Below are 22672 nucleotides of genomic sequence, written 5' to 3' on the forward strand. Positions count from 1 at the left end.
CGAGCGCCACGCCTCCGGACAGGCATGAGTGACGCCGACGCGGAGGCCGAGCCGATCGACGTCGACTTCGGCGAGGACGGGCTGGTCCCGGCGGTCGCCCAGGACGCCGACTCCGGCGAGGTGCTGATGCTCGCGTACGTCTCGCCCGAGGCGCTCTCGCGGACCCGCGAGACCGGCGAGGCCCACTACTACTCCCGGTCCCGCGAGGAGCTATGGCACAAGGGAGGCACCTCCGGCCACACCCAGTCGGTCCGTGAGGTCCGGGTCGACTGCGACGCCGACACCCTCCTGTACCTCGTCGACCAGGCGGGCGGCGCCTGTCACACCGGCCACCGGTCGTGTTTCCACCGGACGATAGACGGCGAACACGTCGGTGAGCGCGTCTTCGACCCGGACGAGGTGTACTGACCGATGGCCGAGGGTGCCGGCGGGACGGCGCGGCGAGGCGACGAGGGGCGCGGAGCGGACGCCGCGGACGACCCCGTCGCCGAGGCGGGCGAGGCGGCCGCGCGGCTCCGCGAGCGCTACGACGAGCTCCGGCGTATCGAGGAGCGGATCGACGGCTACGGGCGCGACCGCGTCGAGGCGACGGCCGACGCCTACCGCCGCGCCCACCGGATCCTCGATCGGTACGAGGAGGACGCGGTCGGCTCCGGCGACTTCGAGTCGTACGTCCGGTTCCGGGGCGAGTTCGACGACGCGGCCGACGTCGACGACGACCTCCCGGCCGCCGACGCCTTCGAGGCGGCCGACGAGGCGGTCGACAAGCGCCGGCTCTCGGAGTCGGACTTCGCGGCCGCCCGCGAGGCGCTGGAGCCGGCCGGGGAGTTCGTCGACCTGCTTGAGGCGCACGACGACGCGGTCGACGACTACCGGGCGGCCCGGAAGGACGCCCGCGAGGCCCGCAAACGCCTCGACTCGCGGCTCGACGAGCTCCGCGAGGTCGCGGAGATGGCCGACGCCGACCTCGACGCCGACCTCGACCGCCTCCGCGACCCGATCGAGGCGTACGACGAGTCGGTCCGGGAGGCGTTCCGCGAGTTCTTCAAGTCGGCGTCCGCCCGCGAGGTGTTCGACTTCCTCGACCGCGCGGACGCGACCCCGTTCGTCGACGTCGACGTGCCGCCGACCGACCTCGCGGAGTACGTCGAGACGCACGCGGCCGGCGAGGAGCCGCCCGCGACGCTGCTGGAGTACGCCGACTACACGAACTCCAAGCTGGAGCACTACGTCGACGACCCGGGGGCGCTCCGCACCGCGGTCGCGGTCCACCGGACGTACCTCGAACGGCTCGACGGCGAGCCGCTGACGCTCGACTGGCCGCCGAAGCCGGGCGACGAGCTCGCCTACGAGATCGACGAGCTGGTTCCCCTAGTCGGTCGGATCGCGGACGACGAGGTCGTCGCGACCCTGCGCTCCGTCCGGGAGCTCGCGCGGAGCGACGAGTACGAGCGGCTCCGCCGGGCCGCGGAGGTCCGCCACGAGCTCGACGGCGACGACCTCGCCCTGATCGAGCGCGGCGAGGCCGACGGGCGCCTCGCCGAGGCCGAGCGGACGCGCTCGCTCGTCGACGACGTGCTGGCGGAAACGGAGCGAGAGTAGGTTCCACTCGACGCGGTCGGTGGCGGGACGCCGCGCCGGCCCGGAGTGCGGATTTTTAAGCCCCGTCGCGGCCGAGCGGTGGTATGACCAGATTCGACGCCGCGACGGAAGCGGAGCGGCTGAAGCTGTTCGCCGACGCCGCGGCCGCGCACCGCGCGCGCTCCGGTGACGTGATGACCGTCGACGTCGACCCCGACAGCGACGACACCGAGGGCGGCGAGGTGCCCCCGTGGATCCAGCTCGCGGGGACGGAGCTCATCATGGACTGTACCGACGAGGAGTTAGACCGCCTGAAGGACCTGCTCTCCGAGTTTCCCGAGTTCCGGATCGACGAGCTCGTCAGCCCGGAGGAGGCGGAGGGGACGAACGCCGTCGTCACCGCGCGGTCGGACGCGAACCGCGTCGCGGGGTTCATCGAGCGCGCGTTCCGCGAGGTGTACGAGCTCGACGAAGAGTACCGCGCCTGGGTGACAGCGATCTGAGGAGAACTGAGAGCGCCGTCACGGGACCGCCGGCGACGGTCCACGCGGCGCCGCTCCGCGCGTCACTTCGCGAAGTAGCTCGTGAAGAAGCCCGAGAGGAACGAGCTGATCGCGACCGCGACGAGGAGGTCCGCCGTGTCGTGGTCGCCGTCGCCGGCGGTGAGCCAGGTGACCGCGACGCCGATGCCGAGCGATATTACGCCGTTCGCCGTGTCTTCTTTGAGTCCCATACCCGGTGTTGACGGCGGAGCGACAAAACCGGTTCGCCGGCGTTCGGCGCGACTCGGTCCGTACGGGCCGAGCGGTCGGGTCGGTTGCGGCGGTCGCCCGGGAGTCAGTGGAAGCCGCGGTCGATGTCGTCGTCTTCGATAAGGTCGTCGAGCTCGCTCGTGAGCAGCTCCTCGGCCGCCTCGAAGGCCTCGGAGAGCTCGTCCAGCTCGTCCGGCCGGCCGTCGAACTCGTACTCCATCGGACCGAACGCGGGCGACTCGACCGCCTCCATCACGTCCTCGAAGAGGTGGTCCGGGTCGGTGGGCGCCTCGGCGTGGACCTTCAGCGTCTCCGTGAGCCGGGTGGCCATCTCCTCGGCGTGCTCCTCGTCTTCGGGCGCCGACCGAACCGCGAACCGCCCGTCGCTGTCGGCGTCCGGGAGGAGCGGGTCGAGGTCGTCGTCGACCTTGCGGGCGACCTGTGCGCCGACGCCGCGGAGGTCGCGGGGGTTCTTCGCGTACGTCTTCAGGTGGTAGAGGCCGACGCTCGGGTGGCCGAAGTAGAGGTCCTCGCCGAGCCCGCCCTCGCGGGAGCCGGCGACCGCGCGCCAGCCGTCGGGGTCGGTCGAGTCGCTCGCGACGTCCGCGAGGATGTCGTCCCAGTCTCGTACGCGCATGTCGGTCGACTCGTCGGTCGCGCGAGCGCAAGAGCGTGTCGGTGGCGGCGGATCGGGGCGGACGGAGTCGTGCGCGGGGGCGACGGCCGACCGCCCCCACCGACAGCGTTTTTCGGTGCCGCCGCCGAGCGGGGACGTGAACGTTCGCGGGCCGATCGTCTCCGTCGGGGAGGCGCGGACGGTGTCGACGTCGTACGGCGAGCGCGACCTCCGAGAGCTGCGGGTCCGGCCCGACCGCGGCGCGGGCGACCCGGTCGACGTGACGCTGTGGGGGAAGTGGACGGAGACGGCCGAGCACGCGGAGCCGGGGATGGAGCTGCTCGTCACCGACCCCGAGGAAGAGGAGTACCGCGGCGAGACGGGGTACGCGACGACCGACGAGTCGTGGGTCGTCCTCCAGCCCGACTTTCTCGTCGACGTGACCGGGATCCGGTCGTGGGTCCAGTGCCCGCGGATGTACTATTTAAATAAGCTCTCGGGGATCCCGCTCAACTACCCGGTCGTCAAGGGGACCATCGTCCACGAGGTGTTCGGAGACCTGCTCCGGGGGATGGAGCTGGAGGAGTCCGTCAAGGACCGCGTCGCCGAGGCGGGGCTCGAACTCGGCCTCCTCGGCTACGAGACGGAGGAGGTGGAAGACGAGGTGCGCCGCAACGCCGCCGCCGTCGAAGGGTGGCTCGCGCAGGGAACCCTGAGCGACGAGGACACGTGGCGGTCGGAGTTCACCCTCATCTCGCCCACCTTCGGTTTAAAAGGGCGCGCGGACGCGCTCCGGCGCGGCACCCCGGTCGAGCTGAAGACCGGGAAGAACACCAAGCGCGAGCCGCGGTTCCACGACAAAGTCCAGGCCGCCTGCTACGCGCTGATGCTCGACGAGCGCGGCGTCGACCCCGACATCGGCACCCTGCTGTACACGAAGAACACCGCCCTCGACCGCAACGAGGAGTCGGGCGACCTCGCGCCCGCCAAGGAGTTCACCGTCGGGCGCGGCTTCCTGGAGTTCGTCGTGCGCGAGCGCAACGCCCTCGCCGCGATGGAGTGGCGCGCGCTCAACGACCGCGGCGAGCGCCCCACCGTCCCGACGGGGTACGAGGCGGACGCGACGTGTAGCTACTGCTTCGAGCAGGACACGTGTATGGTCGTCTCCGGCCGCCTCGATCAGGAGTCGAAGGCGGGACAGGTCGGGACGCCGGTGCCCGACGCGGAGCGCGACTACTTCGACCGCTTCTACACCGCGCTCGAAGAGGAGCGCCGGGAGACCCACGCCGAGTACCGGAAGCTGTGGGAGCAGACCCCCGAGGAGCGGGCGGCCGACGACCGCGCGCTGATCGACTTAGAGCCCGTCGCGCAGACGGAGATCGACGACGCCCGGTGGGAGCTCAGCGCCCGGAAGCCGGGCGACGCCGTCTCGAAGCTCCGCGAGGGCGACGTGGCGCTCGCGAGCGACGGCGACCCGGTCTCGGGGCACGCGGAGCTCGGACGGATCACCGAACTCGGGAAAGACGAGGTCGTCGTCGAGACGGACGAGCCGGTCGAGGTGCGCCGGCTCGACGTCTACCCCTCCGAGATCTCCGTCGACCGCTCGCTCACCGCGCTCCACGACGCGGTCCTGAAGGGCGAGTCCGACCGCAAGGACGTGATCTTCGGCCGGCGAGAGCCCGAGTTCCGGGCGCGGAGCGAGCGTCCCCCTGGCAGCCCCGGGACCGACGACCCGGACGCGCCCGACGCGTACATCGGCAACAACGCGGCCCAGAACGAGGCGGTCGAGCTCGCGGTCGACGCCGAGGACTGCGCGCTGATTCACGGGCCGCCGGGCACCGGGAAGACGTACACCATCGCGCGGACGATCCGGGCGCTGGTGGCGGAGGGGAACCGCGTGCTGCTGTCGGCGTTCACGAACCGCGCGGTCGACAACGCGCTCGAAGCCCTGCGCGATCAGGGGTTCGACGACGTACTGCGGGTCGGCACCGAGACCGGCGTCCGCGGCGACATGCAGGACGTGCGGCTCGTTCAGCGCGGCGAGCCGAACGCGAAGGCCGCCGAGCTGCGGGACGCGCCGGTCGTCGCCGCCACGACCGCGGCCTGCGGCTCCCGCGTCATGCGCGAGTGCGAGTTCGACGTGGCCCTCGTCGACGAGGCCTCGCAGCTCACGGAGCCGGGGACCCACGCCGCGATCAACCGCGCCGACCGGTTCGTGCTCGTCGGCGACCACGAGCAGCTCCCGCCGGTCGTCCGCGCGGAGAACGACCTCCAGACCTCCCTCTTCCAGCGGCTCATCGAGACGTACCCGGACGCGAGCGTCATGCTCGACCGCCAGTACCGGATGAGTCAGCGCATCCAGGCGTTCGCCTCCGCGGAGTTCTACGACGGCGCGCTCCGCCCCGCGACCCCCGAGGTGGCCGGGCAGACGCTCGCGGACCTCGGCGTCGACCCGGACGCGCTCGCGCCGGAGCTGACCGGGGGCGTGGGGTTCGTCGACCCCGACGGCGAGCGCGACGGCAACCGGAACGTCCGCGAGGCCGAGCGCGTCGCGGCGGTCGTCGACGCCTACGTCACCGCGGGCGTCGGCCCGGACGACATCGGCGTGATCGCCCCGTTCCGCGCGCAGGTCGCGGAGATCGGTCGCCGGACGGACGTGACCGTCGACACCGTCGACCGCTTCCAGGGCTCCTCGAAGGAGGTGGTCCTCGTTTCCTTCGTGGCGACCGGCGACCTCGACGGCCCCATCTTCGAGGACCACCGCCGCGTGAACGTCGCGCTCACCCGGGCGAAAAAGCAGCTGACGATCGTCGGCGACGCCGACGCGCTCGGCTCCGACCCCTTCTACGCGCGGATGCTCGACTGGGCGCGGCGCTGACGGGGTCGTCGTCTCGACTCGTTCAGACCGGTGAGCGACGGCGTTGTTCATTTATAAACCGTAGGTGCGGTGGCGCGTGCCTGCGAGGCCGCCCCGCGGCCGAGCAGCACCGCGCGAGGGAGTCAGTCGCCGGAGCGAAGCGGAGGCGACTGACGAGGCTGGGGAGGTGTGAGGTGCGGTGCGGTCGCGGTCGGGTGGGACTCAAAGGGGCAGTCGCGAGGCGGGCGCAGGCGACGCAAGGACCGCAGGGCGGGAGCGAGCGAAGCGAGCGACCGACCGAGGACCGCAGCGAGCGTGCGCCCGCCTCGCGGCTGGGGCTTTGGAGGTGTTCGCCGTCGATCCACCATCAGCCATTTATAAATGAGCGACGGGAGCGTTGGCGGCGTTCGCCGCGGTGTCAGCGGTCGCGTTCCCTTATAAATCGTCGACCGAATCCAGCGCCGCCTCGACATCGGGGACGTCGAACCACTCGCGGCCGGTGTAGGCGTTCGTCCCGGCGGCGTACAGGTCGGAGACGGCGTCGACGACCGCGGGCGGCAGCGGGTCGGGCGACTCGTCGCAGAGCTCGCGCCAGTCGTCGATGTCGCGGCCCGCGACCGACTCCTTCGCCGTCTTCACGGCCTCGACCCAGTCGGGATCGTTCGCCTTGTACCACTGGCGGACGACCTCCTTCGAGATCCCGCGCCCGCCGTAGGAGAACCGGTTCTCGTCGAAGGTACCGACCACGTCGGCGACGCGGAGCTCGCCGTCGACGTAGAGGCACTCGATCTTCCCGTCCTCGTGGACGAAGCCGGCGGACTCGGCGCGCTCGGTGACGACGCGGTTCACGTCGCGCGCGAGCGACTCCAGCGCATCGACGTCGGCGACGCCCGCGATCTCGTCGGCCTCGGCGCGGGTCAGGTAGCGGTCCTGCTGCTCGTACTTCGTCGAGAACTCCACGACGGGCTCCGGGAGGTCGACCGGCTCGTCCGGCCACTCGCCGTCGGCGCCGCCGAGGTCGTCGAGGCCGAAGTCCGCGGGGTCGGCCCGCCTTCGCAGACTCGACCCGACTGGAACCCGGTTGCGGAAGACCACTTCGAGCGGGACGAGGTAGTTCTCCCCGCCCGCCGCGTGGAAGGCGTCGTAGTCGTAGCCGGCGTGGGGCCCCTCGTACGGGAGGTCCGGCACCTGCGTCAGGTCGATGGCCATCTCCGTCGGCGGGGCGGTCGCCTCGTCGAGGGGGACGATGTCGGGCTCGCCCTCGCCGGCCGCGTCGGCGTCCCGATTCGGATCCGCGACCCCCCGGTAATGCGTCGGAACCCCCTCGCGTTCCAGCAGCTCGAAGTTGAACGCGCCCATCGCGCAGAGGCTCGCGCCCTTGTTCGGGATCGCGTCGGGCATCTGCCCCCAGTCGAACACCGAGTAGGCGTCCGTGAAGACGAACCGCCCCCGGCCGAGCCCGTCGGCGGTCGCCGGCTCGTCGACGCGGAACTCCTTGACGCTCGTCATGGCGCATACCGCGACCGCCTCCCACAAGAAGGTTTCAGTTACGTGGTCACCTCGGTCTGTCTCTACTCGTTTCGATCCACGAGTACGGATCGAACCGCCCGCGCGCTCGCATCGAAAGCGACACCCGACTCGCCCCCGCACTCCGTGGCATGAACGATGCGCGCGAGGTCGTCGTCCTCCGGTACGGCCACCGGCCGGGGCGCGACGACCGCATGACGACGCACGTCGGGCTCACGGCGCGGGCGCTCGGCGCGGACCGGGTGATCTTCCCCGACAACGCCGGTCAGTCGGCGGAGACCGTCCGCGACATCACTGGTCGGTTCGGCGGGCCGTTCGCGGTCGAGCTCCGCGACGACCAGAAGGCGATCGTCCGGAACTTCGAGGGGGTCGTCGTCCACCTCACGATGTACGGCGAGCGCGTCCAAGACGTCGAGGCGGACGTCCGCGAGGCGGTCGGCCTCGACGAGCCCGAGGTTGTCGGAGAGGCGTCGCCGCCGCGCGACCTCCTCGTCGTGGTCGGCGGCGAGAAGGTGCCGTGGGCGCTGTACGAGCGCGCCGACTTCAACGTCGGCGTGACGAACCAGCCGCACTCCGAGGTCGCCGGGCTCGCGGTGTTCCTCGACCGCCTGTTCGCGGGGGCGGAACTCGACCGCGAGTGGGCGGACGCGGACCGCCGGGTGGTGCCGGAGGCGACCGGGAAGACGGTCGTCGACGCGGAGGGAGGGGCCGCAGACGATGACGGCTCCGACCCCGCCGATCCGAACTGATACGCGCTACTCGTCGCGGTCGTCGCGCTCCGCCCCGCGCCGCTCCCGGTCGACGATCTCGGGCGCGCCGCTCAGGATGCCGCGGAGCCCGGACATCGGCTCGCCGACGGTGATCCCGTGTTCCGTGATCTTGAACTCGCGGATCGTGCGCTCGAAGTCGCTCGTCCGCTTTTTTAAGACGCCGATCGCCTTGCGGATCTCGCCGTCGACCTCCAGATGCCGGAGGAAGACGATGTTGTCCGCGAGGTAGCTGATGTTCTCCATCGTCGCGTGGAACTCGCCCGTGACGTTCCGCGTCTCGTCGACGAAGATCCCCGTCACGCCCGCGTTCTTGAGGTACCGACCGAGCGCGTGCATCTGCTGGAGCATCTGCTCGTCTTCCCCCCGGAGCGTCAGCCGGTACCCGGAGATGCCGTCGACCATGACGATGTCGGCGCCCCGGCCCTCGACCTCGTCGCGGACCATCCGCGCGAACTCCTGCGGCGACCGCTCTAGCGCCTCCACCTCGTTCACCTGGAGGGTCCCCCGCTCCAGCATCTCGTCGACCGGAATGTTGACGGCGCGCGACCGGGTGAGGAACGTCTCCCGGTTCTCCTCGAAGAGGTAGATGACGGAGCGCTCCCCGCGGCCCGCGGCCTCCTTCATAAACTGCGTGCTCAGCGTGGTCTTCCCCACCCCGGTCGGCCCGCTCACGATGGTGACGGTGCCGCGTTCGATCCCGCCGTGGAGCAGCTGGTCCACCTCCGGGATCCCCGAGGAGATCTGTTCGAACTCGAGGTCCCGGTCGCGCTGTCCGGGCTGGAGCGCGGGGTACACCTCGATGCCGGAGTCGGTGACCCGGTAGGCGTGGTCGCCGCTCTGGGTCGCCGACCCGCGGAACTTCGGCACGCTGATCGTCTTGCCGTACTCCGCCGCGTCCAGCCGGATCGTCCCGTCCGTGATGAACTCCAGGTCGTCCGTCGGCAGCGACTCCGTGTTCTGGACGGTGAAAAGCACCGTCGCCCCCTGATCCTTTAAGAATCGCATGAACCCGACCACCTGCTTCCGGAACTGGTAGTCGTCGGACAGGAGGAAGCGGAGCTGGGTCAGCGGGTCGACGACGACGCGGTCGGGGTCGACCTCGGTCACGCCCTCGACGATCCGGTCGGTCAGCGGCTCGCGCTCCACCTCCGCGGGCTCGAACACCTCGTACGACTCGTCCTCGACGAAGGCCTCGGCGTTCGGACTCAAATCGAGGAACTCGATCGCGTCGGTGTCGAAGCCGAGCGCGGCCGCGTTCGCCTTCAGGTCCCGGAGGTCCTCTTCGAGGTTGACGAACAGCGCCGTCTCCCCCTCGTCGACGCCCTGCTGGAGGAAGTGGAAGCTCAGGATCGTCTTGCCGCTCCCGGCCTGCCCGCGGACCATGTAGCTCCGCGCGGGGATGAGGCCGCCGGACAGCACCTCGTCGAGCCCGGCGATGCCGGTCGACGCTCGCTCGGCCGTTGGCGATGTCATAGCTCCCCAGTCGCCCTCGACCGGCATATAAATGGGTAGTTCTTAGTGGGTTCCCCGCCCCGTTGGAAGGGAGATGGGTTCGGAGTCGGGTCCAGTTGTCGGTGGCGCCGACGGCGGCGAGTCAGATGTCAGCCACTCGGCCTGCGACGACGCCCGAACCGCCGACCGCAGACGTGGAGAGGCGCCGTCGTCGGGCGACGACGCGACGGTCCTCCTGTTGATGGACGCCGACCGCGACCGCGAGCTGCTCGCCGAGGCGCTCAGCGACCGGTACCGAATCCGGGCCGCGGCCGACCCCGCCGCGCTCGACGCCGAGTTCGACTGCTGTCTCCTCGACGCGGGCGCGTTCGAGGCCATCGGGGACGCGCTGGACGCCCGCCGCGAACGGGCCGGCCCCGCGTTCCTGCCGTTCGTGCTGTTGGTCGGGGAGAACGCCCGGACGCAGCCGACCGACCGCGCCTGGGAGCGCGTCGACGACGTGATCGAGCTGCCTGTCGCCCGGCGGGCGCTGCTCACGCGGGTCTCGAACCTGATCGAGCGCCGGACGACCTCGCTCCGGCTCCGACGGACCGTCGCGGACCTGCGGCTCAAGGAGCGATCGATGGACGAGGCGCCGGTCGGGATCACCCTCGCGCGGGCGGGGGACGGCGACGACAACCCGCTCGTGTACCTCAACGAGGAGTTCGAGTCGCTGACCGGCTACGGCGAGGAACGGCTCGGCGAGGACTGCCGGTTCCTCCAGGGCCCCGACACGGCCGACGAGACCCGCGCCGAGATTCGGCGGGGGCTCGACGAGGAGCGACCGGTCGACGTGGACGTCCTCAACTACCGAGCGAACGGGCAGAAGTTCTGGAACCGGCTCCAGATCGTACCCCTGCGGAACGAGGCGGGCGAGACCACGCACTTCGTCGGGTTCCAGACGGACATCACCGATCGGAAGATCCGCGAGCGGCGGCTGGAGGTGATGGCCCGGGTACTCAACCACAACCTCCGGAACAAGATGAACCTCATTTCGGGGTACGCGGACCTGCTCCGAAAGGGTCCCGACGAGGAGTCGCAACGCCGGGCACTCGACGTGATCGCCGAGACGGCAGCGGACCTCACGGGGATCGCGGCCGCCGTCCAGAAAGTCGACGAGACGGTCTCCGCGCCCCCGCTCGACGCCCCGATCGACCTCCGCGACGAGCTGATCGAGATCCGGAACCGGACCCGCAGTCGCTACCCGGAGGCCGAGGTGACCCTGGCGCTTCCGGACGACGATCCGATCGGGGTGACGGTCGTCGGCCTCCCCGTCGCCGTCGCGGAGGCGGTCGAGAACGCCGTGAAACACAACGACGCGCCGTCGCCGTCTGTCGAGGTGCGCGTCGAGCGCCGTCCGCCGGGGTGGATCGCGATCGAGGTCGCGGACGACGGCCCCGGGATCCCGGACCACGAGACGCAGGTGCTGGAGGCGGGCGAGACGTCGCTGACCCACGCCGACCGGCTCGGCATCTGGCTCATGTACTGGGTCGTGGCGAAGGCGGGCGGCGAGTTCGACGTCGACACCGCGGAGAACGGGACGACGATCCGGCTGGAGGTCCCGGCGCACCCCTGACCGGGTTGCGGGCCACGCGGCCTATGGGCCACGCGACCGGTCGGCCGCCACCCTTTGCCCTCCGTATTCCCCTAAAACGCTCGCTTCGAGCGGAGCCGCGCGAGCCGCGTCCGGGCCTCCTGCCGGCTCGTTCCGCGGACGCGGCCCGTCTCGGCGTCGGCCATGGAGACGAAGGAGAGCCGGTCGAGGAGCGGCGGCCAGTCGCCGGCGCCCGCGGCGTCGCTCGCGAACGCGACCGCGTTGCCGAGCCCGTTCCGCTCCTCGGTTCCGGCCCGCGCGACGAGGGCGTCCGCGGCGCGGCGCCCGCCGGCGACGGAGAGCCGGTCGCCGACCGTCGCGGGGATCCACGCCGGGAGGAGCAGCAGCCAGCAGCAGACGCCGGCGGCCGCGTACGCCCACGACGGGACGCGCTCGCGGTCCGGCTCGTAGCCGTGGATCCGGTTGACGCGCCGGTCCGCGGCGGTGCGGTCGCCGCGGCGCCCCACGAGCAGCGTCGCGAGCAGCGCCGCGGTCTCGACGGCCGCCAGCGCCGGGAGCGTCGCCGTCGTGAGCAGCGCCTGCCGCGTTCGAAGCCTGACGAGCGCGTGGCGCAGCGCGGCGTCGCGGTCGGCCTTCGGGAGGGCGAGCAGGCGCGTCGACACCACCAGCCGCGACCCGCGGTAGCCGTCCGCGACGGCGACGTTCGCGGCGTCGGCGCGGACCGCGGTCGCCTCGGGCGCGTCGACGCCGACCTCGGCCGCGAGCGACTCGACGCGGTCGGCGACGAAGTCGGCGCGGCGGTCGTCGAGGTCGGCGGCGGGGAGCCGCGCGATCCGCCTGTCGACGAGGACCGGGCCGAGCAGCGCGGAGGCGGCCGGGCCGGCGACGACGGCCGCGAGCAGTCCCCCGGGCGCGCCGACCGGGACGAGCCCGAGTCCGCCGGGGCCGAGCAGCGCGGCGAGCGGGACCAGCGGGACCGCCGCCAGCACCGCCGGGACCGCGAGGAGCGCGAGGGCCCCGAGCGCGCGTCGCCCCCGTCCGTCGACCGAGTCTGCCATACGGGCGAGTGTGAGCCACGGCCCGTAAAGCTCTGCCGGACCCGCGGGTGGGTCGACCGCGGGCCGCGGGGGCGACCTCCCCGGATCGGTGCGGGGAACGTGACCGCGCCTTTCGGAGGTTTTAACCGGATTCCTCCACCAGTTTCCCGTAATGGCTTTTGAGGATCTACTGAACGACCCCGTCATCCAGAAGTACCTCCACGAGCTGGTGGGGCCGACGGGGATGCCGGTCGCGGCCGCGCCGCCCGACGGCGAGGTCACCGACGAGGAGCTGGCCGAGGAGCTGGGCCTGGAGCTCAACGACGTGCGGCGCGCGCTGTTCATCCTGTACGAGAACGACCTGGCGACGTACCGGCGCGTCCGCGACGAGGACTCCGGGTGGCTCACGTACCTGTGGACGTTCCACTACGACAACATCCCCGAGAACCTCCAGGAGGAGATGTACCGGCTGCTCGAGGCCTTAGAGGAGCGCGAGGAGTACGAGCGCACGCACGAGTTCTACCTCTGTGAGGTGTGTTCGATCCGTTTCGAGTTCGGCGAGGCGATGGACTTCGGCTTCGAGTGCCCCGAGTGCGGCTCCCCGGTGGAGGCGATGGACAACGACCGGCTCCGCGACGCGATGGACCAGCGCATCGAGGCGCTGCGCGACGAGCTCAACGTGGACGTGACCGGCTGATGGTCGTCCTCGCAACCAAGTGCTACGTGGAGGGCGACGCCCGCGAGCGGGCGCTCGACGGCATGAACTCGCTCGTCGCCAACGACGTCGGCGAGCTCGACGCCGACTGGCAGGTGGGCGTCCGCGACGACGAGTTCGTCCAGGTCGACGTGACGGGCGAGGACGCGCCGGTCGCGCGCAACGTCCTCGCGGAGACGTGGGGCGAGATCGTCGCCCACGACGGCGGGCTGGAGGCGGGCGAGGAGTACGTCGGCACCCTCGAGTCGTGGGACGACGTCGGGTTCACGCTCGACGCCGGGGTCGACGTGTTCGTCCCCGCCGACGAGCTCGGGCTCGGCGTCGGCTCGCCGGAGCAGGTCGTCGAGCGGTTCGGCCTCGTCCAGCACCTCCCGATGCGGTTCGTCTACGGCGGCGACGCCGGCGACCCGGACGCGGAGCCCTCCCGGCTCGCCGACGCCGAGCGCGACCGCCTGTACGACTGGCAGCGCGGCGACGGCCGGGTGAACGTCAACTCCGCGACACGCGGCGAGACGCGGGCGACGGTGAACCGCGCGGGCCACGCGCAGGACATCGTCACCGTCGAGCGGCTGGGGCTCTTAGAACAGAGCATCGTCTGCGCGGAAGGCACCGACCCGCCGGGACTACTCGCCGCCATCGGCTCGTACCTCCCGGCCGAGATGCGCTGCGTCGTCTGAACCCATACAAACGTGAACAGACGCTTCGCGCTCGCGGCGGCGGCGATCGCCCTCCTCGCGGTCAGCGCCGGCTGCCTCGGCTACGCGACCGGGGGCGGCGAGGTGACGAACGAGACGCTCGACGCCGAGCCGCCCCGCGAGTACGAGTTCGACACGGACCGCGACGCCGCGTTCACCCTCTCGACCGACGCGAGGTACACCGCCGTGTACGCGGTCGGCGACCGGGAGGAGATCCGGCTGTACGAGCAGACGCCGTACGCGGGCGACCAGCCCCTGGAGTTCGAGGCGTTTCGGTATCAGTACCCCGACGGCGAGGTGATCACGGGCAGCGAGTTCCGCGCGCGCGGCGGCGAGATCGAGCGGACGACCGACGAGACGTGGATCCGCTTCGCCGACGACATGGCCGGCGGTAAGGCCGCGTTCTCGGGCGCCGGGTCGCCGCGCCGGTTCACGATGCGCGCGTACGTCGAGGGGTCGTACGCCGTGACGCTCCCGCCGGAGTTCAGCACGGAGTTCCCGGTCGTCGGCCACGTGTCGCCGCGCGACTACTCGGTCGAGACGGTCGGCGACCGCGACCGGATCGTCTGGGACGAGGTGACGAGCGGCTCGATCGTCGTCCAGTCGTACCGCGAGGGCGACCTGGCGGTGTTCGGCGTCATCCTCGCCGTCGCCGTGGTCGCCGCGATCGCCGGGACGCTCTACTTCCGTCGGCAGCTGGCCGCGCTCAGACAGCGCCGCCGCGACCTCGGACTGGGCGTGTACGACGACGAGGACGACGACGGCTGGCTTTGAGCCCCCGTCGTCCGTCGGTCGCTCGCGTCGGCCCGCGCCGCGGTCCTTTTCTAGCACGCGCCGCTTGAGGCGGGTATGAACGCCGCCGTCGTCACCGTCGGGGACGAGCTCCTCGTCGGGGACACCGAGAACACGAACGCCACCTGGCTCTGCGACCGCCTCGACGCGCGGGGGGTCGCCGTCCGGCGGGTGACCGTCGTGCCGGACGAGGTGAGCGAGATCGCGCGCGTCGTCAACGAGTACCACGCCGAGTACGACGCGGTGGTCGTCACCGGGGGCCTCGGCCCGACGCACGACGACGTGACGATGGCAGGGGTCGCGGCCGCGTTCGGGCGCGACCTCGCAGAAAACGAGGAGGCGGCCGCGTGGCTCGCCGAGCGGGGGTACAGCGGGAGCGACCTCGCGGCGGAGACGACGCACCTCCCCGCGGACTGCCGGCCGCTGCCGAACGAGGTCGGGGTCGCGCCGGGCGCCGTCGTCGAGTCCGTCTACGTCCTCCCCGGGGTGCCGGCGGAGATGAAGGCGATGTTCGACCTGGTCGCCGACGAGTTCGCGGGAACGCGGACCCACGTGGTCACGGTCGACGTCGACGAGCCGGAGAGCGCGCTGCTCGACCGGTTCGCGTCGCTTCGCGAGCGGTTCGACGTACGGGTCGGCTCGTACCCGGGCGAGGTCGTCACCGTGAAGATCACCGCGGAGAGCGAGGGAGAGGCCGAGCGCGCGGCGGCGTGGATCCGCGAGCGCACGGACGCGGTCGAGGAGGAGTCCGCCTGAGCGGTCCGGAGACCGTCCGCCTAGCGGTAGAGGTACGCGACCCACACGGCGACGAGCGCGAGGCTCGCGAGCAGGACCGCGCCCGCGGTCGCGCTGATCGGCAGCGGCTCCGTCACGGCGGCTTCGAGGATCATGTCCCGGAGTTGTCTTGGGGGCGTCTTAAGCGTTGATTCTCGAACGGGGACGGCGGTACCCGACGGTCGGCCGCCGCCGCGCGGACGCGAAAACGGGACCGGAGGCGTGGGCGCGTGGCAGCTACCGTGAGAGGGATCCGGTCCCGGTGAGACGAGCAGGTTGCGTCGCCGATGGCGGGCTCGTTCCACCGGCGCTCGGCGCTACGAGCGGGCACCTGTTGATTCCCGGGCCTCCGTGTTGGGGAGTTTTATCACCCGGTCGGACGGGCCCGCCGGCCCCTTAATCGGGCCGCGGCCGGACGCGGCTCGCTTAAGAGGCCGGCGCGGTGAACGTTGGGCATGCACGTGGGGATCGCGGTGAACCCGGTCGCCGGGATGGGCGGCCGCGTCGGGCTGAAGGGGACCGACGGGAAGGTGGCCGAGGCGGTCGAGCGCGGCGCGGAGCCCCGGGCGCCCGACCGGGCGAAGCGCATGCTCGACCGGCTGGCCGCGGTCGCACCCGAGACGAGGGGCTCCGTCGCCGCGGACCCGATGGGCGAGTCGATCGTCCGCGAGGCGGGCTTCGACCCCGTCCGCGTCGTCGACCCGTTCGACGGCGAGGGGTCGGAGTCGGCGGCACCCCCTGAGCCGACGGAGACGACCGCGGCCCACACCGCCGCGGTCGTGCGGGCGTTCGCGGGTATCGACGGGGATGGGGACAGCACGGAGGGGAGAGACCCCGTCGACCTCGTCCTGTTCGTCGGCGGCGACGGCACCGCGGCGGACGTCGCGGACGCGCTGGAGGGGACCGACGTGCCGATGCTCGGCGTCCCGGCCGGCGTGAAGGTGTACTCGTCGGTGTTCGCCGTGTCGCCGGAAGATGCCGCGGAGGTCGCCGCCTCCTTCTCGCGGACCGAGCGCCGCGAGGTGATGGACATCGACGAGGACGCCTACCGCGAGGGGGAGGTCAACCCGACGCTCCGCGGGGTCGCACACGTCCCGGTCGCGGAGGACCTCCAGTCGTCGAAACAGACCGCGAGCGGGACCGTCGAGTCGCTGGCGGAGGGCGTCGCGGCCGACATCCGCGAGCGCGACGGCGAGGGCGTCACCTTCGTCCTCGGGCCGGGATCGACCGTCGGCGCGATCAAAGAGGAGCTCGGCTTCGACCCCTCTCCCATCGGCGTCGACGTGTGGCGCGACGGCGAGGTGATCGCCTACGACGCGACGGAGGCGGAGATCCTCGACGCGCTCGGCGAGGAGAACGTCGTCGTCGTCTCGCCCATCGGCGGGCAGGGGTTCGTCTTCGGCCGCGGCAACCCCCAGATCTCGCCGGCCGTGATCCGGCGCTGCGACCTCCGGATCGTCGCCTCGCGCGCGAAGCTCGACGACGTGCGCGCCCTCCGCGTCGACACCGACGATCCCGACCTCGACGCGGAGCTCGCGGGGTGGGTCCGCGTCCGCGTCGGGAAGTTCGAGACGCGGATGATGAAGATCGTCTGAGGCGGGGCGCGTCCCGCCTCGCCGTCACCTGCGACGACGGCCGTGGCGACCGGACCTCTGGAATACCCCTCGTCCGGCGGGCGTCTAGTCCGTCCGAGGTCACTGAGCGCTCACGCAACGCGAAGATCGACCGAGGGTCGATGTCGGTTCAGCTACCGATCACCGCGAACCCGAACACGAGGGCGAGGTATACGACGACGACGGTGACCGCCAACACCGGAACCAGCGTGAGGTGGTCGTGACTCCCGTTGTTGCCGTCGACCTCACCGCGCTCAACGGCGTCGACGTCGACCTCGCCGGACTCGATGGCGTCGGCGGAGGGCATTACCTCGGGGAGTCCCTTGCGTCTGGCGTCAAACTTGTTGAGAGCGAGCACCGCGACCACCGTCAGCACGAGCGCTAGTGGCAAGAGGACGTAGGCCGTCTGAAGACCGAGACCGTACAGCACGAGCACGAACACCGTGACCCCTGCGGCAGTTCCGGCGAACGGGATCTGGGTGTTAACGTGGTCGATGTGGTCAGAGCCCGAGAAGATCGACGACATGACTGTCGTGTCGCTAATCGGCGAACTGTGGTCCCCGTAGATGGCGCCGCCGAAGAGCACCCCGACGAGCACGGGGAGGATTGAGGGACCGACTAACTCGTACCCCAGCGGGATTGCCAGCGGAGTCAGAATAGCCATGGTCCCCCAAGAGGTACCGGTCGTGAAGGCGACGAACATCGCCGCGAGGAAGATGATCACTGGGAGGAAGCTCCCGGGGACGCCGCTGCCGACCATCACGTCGACGATGACCTGAGCGGTGCCCACCTTCTCTGCGGCTAAACCGATCGACCACGCCAACACGATAATCGCGATGGCGATGTTCATCGTCTTGAAGCCCTGAATGATGGTGTCGCTGGCCGTTTCGAGGTCCATTGTTCGGTAGCCGAGCGCGCCGACAAATCCAGACACCATGAACGCGAAGGAACCGTACAGAAGACCGAGGGCCACGTCGGTCTCTTGGAACGCCTCCGAGATGCCGACGCCGGGGTTATGGCCACCTCCGAGCCACCACATCGAGACCAAGCTGACGACGAGCAACACCATGATCGGCCCGAAGAAGTTCACCAGCGTCGGGTTCTTATCGCTGGGTTCGCCGACGTCTTGTGAAACGTCCGACAGCGGTGTCGCGTCCTCACGGATGGTCTGACCGGTGGACCGCGCTCGCCACTCGGCGTCGAGCATCGGACCGAAGAACCGCTGGGTAATCGCGATGAACCCGACCATGAAGAACGCCATGAAACAGTAGATGTTCCAAGGAATGCTCTGGAGGAACAGTCCGAAGGGAGTCATCCCGAGTTCCGAGGCGGTGACCGTGGCGGCCTCGAAGCCGACGATAATCATCGACACTTGGTACCCGATCCAAGATGACACCGGCCCGAAGGTCGCTACGGGCGAGGTCGTTGAGTCGAGCGTATACGCGTGCATCTCTCGGGAGGAGCGGTTCTCCTGAGCGAGGTCCCGCGTGGAGTTTCCCGTGACAATCGTGCTGGTGTACGAGCTAAAGAAGATGAACACGCCGATGAGCCAGGTGAGAATCTGCGACTCGCGGGCGCTGTCGACTCGGTCGCCGATCCACTGCTCTAGTGCTAGTATGCCTCCGGAGCGATGGATGAACGCCGCGCCCGCCCCCATGAACATGATCAGGATTATGAACTTCGTGTCGAATGGCGACCGGAACACCTCTACGAGCCAGTCCATGGTGAGCGCTGTCGCGGCGATGGGGTTCCAGCCCGCCACGATCATCGCACCGATCCAGACGCCGGCGAACAAGGACACGAGCACCTGCCGTGTCGTCATCGCCAGTACGATCGCAAGAAGCGGCGGCGCCAACGCCAACAGACCGTAGGTTGTGGTGGTCACACCCACGATTGAATATCGACCCATGATAAATATTCGTATATATCTACAACGGCCTCCGTGGCGTGCCGAAACGTCTCGAACCCTTCCCGGTCGACGTACGATATCAATAATATTCTCAGTCTATCGTACGATTATCATATTCACAGACGGAAGTACAGTACACACGACTGCGCCGAAATCACGGATAGTGATCGTACGAGTACGGTTTTTGAAATTTCTCAGGGATCACGCGCCGAGCTGCTTCTCGGTTACAAGTTTTAAACCGAAGCCGATCAGTACGCTACCGCTCGCATACTGTACAAACCGAGAAATCGTCTTGGAGTTAACGATGATGTGTCGTACGCGGCTGGCGAACATTACCACGATCAAGAGGTACAGGACGCTGAGAGTAGCGTAGGTCACCCCTAGAATGGAGATCTGGAGCGAGACGTTTGCCGGCTGAGAGACGAACTGTGGGAAGAACGCGAGGACGAAGACGGCAACCTTTGGATTAGAGACATTGATCGTCACCGCTTGCCGGTATGACCGTTTAAGTGAGGTGTTTTCCGCTGAGAGGTGATTCCGGATCTCGAACGCTTCGTCGTGTCGGAACGTCTGAACACCGAGATAGACGAGATAGGCGGCGCCAACGTATTTCACGACGGTGTAGGCGAGCGCTGACGTTCGGACAATCGCAGCTAATCCGAGTACCGCTGCTGTCGTGTGAACGAGGACTCCCGTCGCCGTTCCACACGCGGCAGCCGCCCCAGCATAGCGCCCGCGACGGAGACTCTCTGTCAAGGCGTATATCGTATCGGGGCCGGGAGAAATAATGACCACGACCGCCGCCGAAACGAACGCAACGAGGGTCGGAGGATCAAAAATGGGCATAGTTGAAGAGAACAATTTCTCGGTTTTTTATTTTTATTGGAGAATCTAACGTTATCTGAATATACGTTACTATGGATCAAAAGCATTGTACTCCACGGATACTCTCAACTACGATATATTTTCCCAAAGCTGAATAAAAAGAATGTGATCCCGCTACGCTCTCCCGGAAGCGGTCCGGTGCGTTGAATCCGAGTACCGCACGGCCATCACGACATCTGTCGACTCGACAGCCTCCCCGCGCTGAAGCGCGAGGCTTTTCGCCTCGAGTTTTTGTAACAACCTTCGGCAGCGCCGACGGACAGCCCTTTGTCGCTCGCCGCGGCCGATGATGTATGGAACGCGAGAAGGAGCGGATGCTCGCCGGCGAGGCGTATGACCCGTCGGCTCCCGAACTCGCCGCCGATCGCCGGCGCGCACGGGACCGCTGCCGGCGGTACAACGCCACCGCCCCGACGGAGACCGACCGGCGCGACCGACTCCTCGGCGAGCTGTTCGGCGAGGTCCGCGGCGACGCGACCGTCGTGCCGCCGTTCCGCTGCGACTACGGGTACAACGTCGGCGTCGGCGACGGCTTCTTCGCGAACTACGGCTGCGTCTTTCTCGACGTCGCGCCTGTCGCGTTCGGCGAGAACTGTCAGCTCGGCCCCGGCGTCCACGTGTACACCGCGACGCACCCGATCGACCCCGACGAGCGCGCGGCAGGCCGCGAGTTCGGCGACCCCGTCGCGGTCGGCGACGACGTCTGGATCGGCGGGCGGGCGGTCCTCACGCCCGGCGTCGAGGTCGGCGACGGCGCGGTCGTCGCCGCGGGCGCCGTCGTGGTCGACGACGTGCCGGCGCGGACGGTGGTCGGCGGCAACCCGGCCGAGGTGATCCGGGAAATCGACGACGACGAGTGATCTTTACAGGGAGTCGAGCGCATTGGCCACCGCCGGCGCGACGCTGACGACGCTACAGCCCCGCTCGACGGTGTCGGTGCCGACGATCCGGTCGACGCCGGCGGCGCGCAGCTTCGTCACCGCGTTGGCCGCGAGGACCGGGTGGACGCAGGCGGTCAGCACTCGCGCAGCGCCGCGGTCGGTGAGCACGGCGACCGACTCGCTCATCGTGGAGCCGGTCGCGATGATGTCGTCGACGACGACCACGTCGCGGTCGGCGACCGGCGCGTCGGAGGGCGACACCGCGACGGCGCCCGTCTCGCGGTCGCGGTGCTTCTCGAAGTAGTCCGTCTCGCCGGCGCCGTAGGCGTCGCGAACGGTGGCGGCCGCGTCGATCGCGCCCTCGTCGGGCGCGAGGAACAGCGGATCGTCGAGATCGGCCGGGAGCGGGTCAGCGAGCGCGCCCGCGGCGTCGACCGTCTCGACGGGGACGTCGAAGAAGTCGGCGACGGTCGCCTCGTGGGGGTTGACGAGGACGACGCGGTCGGTCCCGGTCGAGATCGCCCGCGCCATCGCGCGGGCCGACACCGGCTCGCCGTCGCCGAACGAGGCGTCCTGGCGGGCGTACCCCATATAGGGGACAACGGTGGTCACGCCCGTCGCGCCGGCCTCGCGGACGGCGTCCTGGAGTTGGAGCAGTTCGACCCACGCCTCGTCGGAGTCGGTCGCGGCGACGATCACGGCCTCGTCGGCGTCGAAGTCGGGCACCGCGGCGAGCCCCTCCCCGTCCGGGAACCGGTCGTATGTCGGGGTCGCGAGCGCCCGGCCCGTCTCCGCGGCGAGCGCGGCCGCGAGCTGCTGCGAGCTGGACCCGGGTACGATCATGGGCGACCGTTCCGCGGACACCGGTAAACCAGTTTCCTTACCGCGCGGCCTCGGCGGGACGTTCCGACCGCGGAACCGCACCCCGTCGGCGCGCGCCACGCGAGCGCGACCCACACCGGCCCCACAGGGGCGGATATTTACGGGCGCGGCGGGTACGAGCGCCCAATGAGCGACACCAAAGCCGGCGCGCGCGTCGGGCTCCCCTGTCCGTCGTGTTCGCCCTCCGAGCCGACCGTCCACGAGGTCCTCAGCCCGGGCGGGCAGGCCACCGTCCGCTGTACCGAGTGCGACCACACCCACAAGGCCGAGATCCCCGAGGAGGAGACCGTCGCCGTGACGATCGTCGTCTCGCAGGACGGCGATTCGTTCACGACGACGATGGACGTGCCCGCCGAGGGCGACGTGGCGACCGGCGAGGAGTTCGTCGTCGACACCGACGACGCCCTGATGCAGGTGCGGATCACGGGGATCGAGCTCGGACCGGAGAACCGCGTCGAGGAGGCTGAAATCACCGACGTGGAGACGCTGTGGACCCGCGCGGTCGACAACGTCGCGGTCCCCGTCACGCTCCACCCGAAGGACGGCGACGCGGACCAAACGCGCTCACTGCGGGTGAACGTCCCCGGCGACTACGAGTTCACCGTCGACGAGACCGTCGAGTTCGGCGAGGAGGAGTTCACCGTCGAGGGGCTCCAGATCCGCGAGGACGCGCCCGAGTACCGCCACGAGAAGCTCGACCACCCCGGCGACCTCGCCTACGCGAAGGACCTCAAGCGGGTGTACGCCCGCGACGAGACGCTCACCGCGTGGTCGGCCTGGTAGGCGCGGCGCGCTCTCCCCACCCCGCCCGGCGAAACCTCGTACCAACATAAACAATTATGAAGGATACGCCCATCAGTCGAGTCGTGCCACCCGTAGTACACGACTGACGCACGCTCGACGGCGGGGACGGCGACCGGTCCCGGCGGTCCGAGCACGCGCGAGGCGACCGAGACCGAACCGACGACCGACCGATCGGGTCCATCGACGAACCCGGCTGACGACGGTGCGACCGACGCCGACGACGGAACCGACGGCCTGCCGACCGCCGCCGAGGCGGTCGCGCAGGCCGCGGCGACGTTCGACTCGTCCGATACCCGGCGGATCGCGAACGGAACCGACCGCTGGAACGAGTACGCCGGCTCGTCGCACTGACGGCGCGGCCGGATCCTTTTATTCCACGGCGCGACTACCGGCGAGCGGCCGATGACGAACCACCGCTCCGAGCCGGACTCGGCACCCGGCGACGACGAGCCCTATGAGTGCCGAGGCCACACTTCGGTGTCGAGCGCGGTGTATTGGCGTCGCGTGAGATTTCGGGCAGCGGACACACGATGGTA

The 22672-nt window shown here is 69.9% G+C and carries 21 protein-coding genes; 13 read left to right on the forward strand and 8 right to left on the reverse strand.

Annotation, left to right across the window (positions count from 1 at the left end; translation table 11 throughout):
* Positions 1-24: 24 nt before the first annotated feature.
* From hisI to AC4NMM_RS09125, 3 genes are all read left to right on the forward strand, one after another.
* Entirely contained in the window at positions 25-408 is a 384-nt protein-coding gene (hisI, locus tag AC4NMM_RS09115) for a phosphoribosyl-AMP cyclohydrolase (RefSeq protein ID WP_096395201.1), read from the forward strand.
* Between the two features lie 3 nt (positions 409-411).
* Positions 412-1602, forward strand: coding sequence for a DUF7118 family protein (locus AC4NMM_RS09120; RefSeq protein ID WP_491924130.1), 1191 nt, complete (start codon positions 412-414; stop codon positions 1600-1602).
* A gap of 83 nt (positions 1603-1685) precedes the next feature.
* The gene (locus AC4NMM_RS09125; protein WP_096395197.1) at positions 1686-2084 is read left to right on the forward strand and encodes a DUF7975 family protein; all 399 of its coding nucleotides are present in this window, start codon (positions 1686-1688) and stop codon (positions 2082-2084) included.
* A gap of 62 nt (positions 2085-2146) precedes the next feature.
* Here AC4NMM_RS09125 and AC4NMM_RS09130 read toward each other — a convergent pair whose 3' ends face one another.
* Complete coding sequence (locus AC4NMM_RS09130) at positions 2147-2314, reverse strand: hypothetical protein (protein WP_172863962.1); 168 nt, start codon at positions 2312-2314, stop codon at positions 2147-2149.
* A 104-nt stretch (positions 2315-2418) separates the two neighbouring features.
* Positions 2419-2970, reverse strand: coding sequence for a hypothetical protein (locus tag AC4NMM_RS09135; RefSeq protein ID WP_491924131.1), 552 nt, complete (start codon positions 2968-2970; stop codon positions 2419-2421).
* A 136-nt stretch (positions 2971-3106) separates the two neighbouring features.
* On the opposite strand from AC4NMM_RS09135, the gene AC4NMM_RS09140 reads away from it, so the two are divergent.
* Entirely contained in the window at positions 3107-5827 is a 2721-nt protein-coding gene (locus AC4NMM_RS09140; protein ID WP_491924132.1) for an AAA domain-containing protein, read from the forward strand.
* Between the two features lie 414 nt (positions 5828-6241).
* Here AC4NMM_RS09140 and AC4NMM_RS09145 read toward each other — a convergent pair whose 3' ends face one another.
* Positions 6242-7315 carry a phosphoribosylaminoimidazolesuccinocarboxamide synthase gene (locus AC4NMM_RS09145; RefSeq protein WP_491924133.1) on the reverse strand — a complete coding sequence of 358 codons (1074 nt, stop codon included), beginning with the start codon at positions 7313-7315 and terminating at the stop codon, positions 6242-6244.
* Positions 7316-7464: 149 nt separating this feature from the next.
* Here AC4NMM_RS09145 and AC4NMM_RS09150 point away from each other — a divergent pair, with 149 nt between their 5' ends.
* Entirely contained in the window at positions 7465-8082 is a 618-nt protein-coding gene (locus tag AC4NMM_RS09150; RefSeq protein WP_491924134.1) for a tRNA (cytidine(56)-2'-O)-methyltransferase, read from the forward strand.
* Between the two features lie 6 nt (positions 8083-8088).
* Here the strand turns inward: AC4NMM_RS09150 and AC4NMM_RS09155 are convergent, their stop codons facing one another.
* On the reverse strand, positions 8089-9576 hold the full coding sequence (locus tag AC4NMM_RS09155) for an ATPase domain-containing protein (RefSeq protein ID WP_491924135.1): 1488 nt from the start codon (positions 9574-9576) through the stop codon (positions 8089-8091).
* Positions 9577-9649: 73 nt separating this feature from the next.
* Here AC4NMM_RS09155 and AC4NMM_RS09160 point away from each other — a divergent pair, with 73 nt between their 5' ends.
* Entirely contained in the window at positions 9650-11170 is a 1521-nt protein-coding gene (locus tag AC4NMM_RS09160; RefSeq protein WP_491924136.1) for a PAS domain-containing protein, read from the forward strand.
* Positions 11171-11241: 71 nt separating this feature from the next.
* On the opposite strand, the gene AC4NMM_RS09165 is transcribed toward AC4NMM_RS09160, so the two are convergent.
* Positions 11242-12207: a hypothetical protein gene (locus AC4NMM_RS09165; RefSeq protein ID WP_096395183.1), complete on the reverse strand. Its 966-nt coding sequence runs from the start codon at positions 12205-12207 to the stop codon at positions 11242-11244.
* A gap of 151 nt (positions 12208-12358) precedes the next feature.
* On the opposite strand from AC4NMM_RS09165, the gene AC4NMM_RS09170 reads away from it, so the two are divergent.
* The 5 genes from AC4NMM_RS09170 (at position 12359) to AC4NMM_RS09190 (ending at position 16757) form a co-directional block, all read left to right on the forward strand.
* Positions 12359-12883, forward strand: a complete 525-nt coding sequence (locus AC4NMM_RS09170; RefSeq protein ID WP_096395181.1) for a transcription factor — start codon at positions 12359-12361, stop codon at positions 12881-12883.
* The gene (locus tag AC4NMM_RS09175; protein ID WP_096395179.1) at positions 12883-13578 is read left to right on the forward strand and encodes a DUF2110 family protein; all 696 of its coding nucleotides are present in this window, start codon (positions 12883-12885) and stop codon (positions 13576-13578) included. The genes AC4NMM_RS09170 and AC4NMM_RS09175 overlap by 1 nt, the downstream gene beginning before the upstream one ends.
* Before the next feature lie 12 nt (positions 13579-13590).
* A complete protein-coding gene (locus AC4NMM_RS09180) occupies positions 13591-14370 on the forward strand; it encodes a DUF5803 family protein (RefSeq protein WP_491924137.1) in 780 nt (259 codons plus the stop codon).
* Positions 14371-14445: 75 nt separating this feature from the next.
* Positions 14446-15144 carry a competence/damage-inducible protein A gene (locus AC4NMM_RS09185; RefSeq protein WP_491924138.1) on the forward strand — a complete coding sequence of 233 codons (699 nt, stop codon included), beginning with the start codon at positions 14446-14448 and terminating at the stop codon, positions 15142-15144.
* Between the two features lie 473 nt (positions 15145-15617).
* Positions 15618-16757, forward strand: coding sequence for an ATP-NAD kinase family protein (locus tag AC4NMM_RS09190; RefSeq protein WP_491924139.1), 1140 nt, complete (start codon positions 15618-15620; stop codon positions 16755-16757).
* 148 nt (positions 16758-16905) lie between these two features.
* Here AC4NMM_RS09190 and AC4NMM_RS09195 read toward each other — a convergent pair whose 3' ends face one another.
* Positions 16906-18597, reverse strand: a complete 1692-nt coding sequence (locus AC4NMM_RS09195; RefSeq protein WP_092920490.1) for a Na+/H+ antiporter NhaC family protein — start codon at positions 18595-18597, stop codon at positions 16906-16908.
* A 288-nt stretch (positions 18598-18885) separates the two neighbouring features.
* Positions 18886-19530 (reverse strand): LysE family translocator, encoded by a 645-nt coding sequence (locus AC4NMM_RS09200; RefSeq protein ID WP_096395171.1) that lies wholly within the window; start codon positions 19528-19530, stop codon positions 18886-18888.
* 332 nt (positions 19531-19862) lie between these two features.
* Between AC4NMM_RS09200 and AC4NMM_RS09205 the strand changes: the two genes are divergently transcribed.
* Positions 19863-20429: a maltose acetyltransferase domain-containing protein gene (locus tag AC4NMM_RS09205; protein WP_096395169.1), complete on the forward strand. Its 567-nt coding sequence runs from the start codon at positions 19863-19865 to the stop codon at positions 20427-20429.
* Between the two features lie 3 nt (positions 20430-20432).
* On the opposite strand, the gene prs is transcribed toward AC4NMM_RS09205, so the two are convergent.
* Positions 20433-21293, reverse strand: a complete 861-nt coding sequence (gene prs / locus AC4NMM_RS09210) for a ribose-phosphate diphosphokinase (protein WP_096395167.1) — start codon at positions 21291-21293, stop codon at positions 20433-20435.
* A 165-nt stretch (positions 21294-21458) separates the two neighbouring features.
* Between prs and AC4NMM_RS09215 the strand changes: the two genes are divergently transcribed.
* The gene (locus AC4NMM_RS09215; protein ID WP_096395165.1) at positions 21459-22115 is read left to right on the forward strand and encodes an HVO_0476 family zinc finger protein; all 657 of its coding nucleotides are present in this window, start codon (positions 21459-21461) and stop codon (positions 22113-22115) included.
* Positions 22116-22672: the final 557 nt, after the last annotated feature.

The organism is Halorubrum sp. SD41, from assembly GCF_058630335.1.

What these genes read in the sequence shown, in the direction of transcription:
- hisI (WP_096395201.1), top strand. Translation starts at nt 25, where the DNA reads ATGAGTGACGCCGACGCGGAGGCCGAGCCGATCGACGTCGACTTCGGC.
- AC4NMM_RS09120 (WP_491924130.1), top strand. Translation starts at nt 412, where the DNA reads ATGGCCGAGGGTGCCGGCGGGACGGCGCGGCGAGGCGACGAGGGGCGC.
- AC4NMM_RS09125 (WP_096395197.1), top strand. Translation starts at nt 1,686, where the DNA reads ATGACCAGATTCGACGCCGCGACGGAAGCGGAGCGGCTGAAGCTGTTC.
- AC4NMM_RS09130 (WP_172863962.1), bottom strand. Translation starts at nt 2,314, where the DNA reads ATGGGACTCAAAGAAGACACGGCGAACGGCGTAATATCGCTCGGCATC.
- AC4NMM_RS09135 (WP_491924131.1), bottom strand. Translation starts at nt 2,970, where the DNA reads ATGCGCGTACGAGACTGGGACGACATCCTCGCGGACGTCGCGAGCGAC.
- AC4NMM_RS09145 (WP_491924133.1), bottom strand. Translation starts at nt 7,315, where the DNA reads ATGACGAGCGTCAAGGAGTTCCGCGTCGACGAGCCGGCGACCGCCGAC.
- AC4NMM_RS09150 (WP_491924134.1), top strand. Translation starts at nt 7,465, where the DNA reads ATGAACGATGCGCGCGAGGTCGTCGTCCTCCGGTACGGCCACCGGCCG.
- AC4NMM_RS09155 (WP_491924135.1), bottom strand. Translation starts at nt 9,576, where the DNA reads ATGACATCGCCAACGGCCGAGCGAGCGTCGACCGGCATCGCCGGGCTC.
- AC4NMM_RS09160 (WP_491924136.1), top strand. Translation starts at nt 9,650, where the DNA reads ATGGGTTCGGAGTCGGGTCCAGTTGTCGGTGGCGCCGACGGCGGCGAG.
- AC4NMM_RS09165 (WP_096395183.1), bottom strand. Translation starts at nt 12,207, where the DNA reads ATGGCAGACTCGGTCGACGGACGGGGGCGACGCGCGCTCGGGGCCCTC.
- AC4NMM_RS09170 (WP_096395181.1), top strand. Translation starts at nt 12,359, where the DNA reads ATGGCTTTTGAGGATCTACTGAACGACCCCGTCATCCAGAAGTACCTC.
- AC4NMM_RS09175 (WP_096395179.1), top strand. Translation starts at nt 12,883, where the DNA reads ATGGTCGTCCTCGCAACCAAGTGCTACGTGGAGGGCGACGCCCGCGAG.
- AC4NMM_RS09185 (WP_491924138.1), top strand. Translation starts at nt 14,446, where the DNA reads ATGAACGCCGCCGTCGTCACCGTCGGGGACGAGCTCCTCGTCGGGGAC.
- AC4NMM_RS09190 (WP_491924139.1), top strand. Translation starts at nt 15,618, where the DNA reads ATGCACGTGGGGATCGCGGTGAACCCGGTCGCCGGGATGGGCGGCCGC.
- AC4NMM_RS09195 (WP_092920490.1), bottom strand. Translation starts at nt 18,597, where the DNA reads ATGACGACACGGCAGGTGCTCGTGTCCTTGTTCGCCGGCGTCTGGATC.
- AC4NMM_RS09200 (WP_096395171.1), bottom strand. Translation starts at nt 19,530, where the DNA reads ATGCCCATTTTTGATCCTCCGACCCTCGTTGCGTTCGTTTCGGCGGCG.
- AC4NMM_RS09205 (WP_096395169.1), top strand. Translation starts at nt 19,863, where the DNA reads ATGGAACGCGAGAAGGAGCGGATGCTCGCCGGCGAGGCGTATGACCCG.
- prs (WP_096395167.1), bottom strand. Translation starts at nt 21,293, where the DNA reads ATGATCGTACCCGGGTCCAGCTCGCAGCAGCTCGCGGCCGCGCTCGCC.
- AC4NMM_RS09215 (WP_096395165.1), top strand. Translation starts at nt 21,459, where the DNA reads ATGAGCGACACCAAAGCCGGCGCGCGCGTCGGGCTCCCCTGTCCGTCG.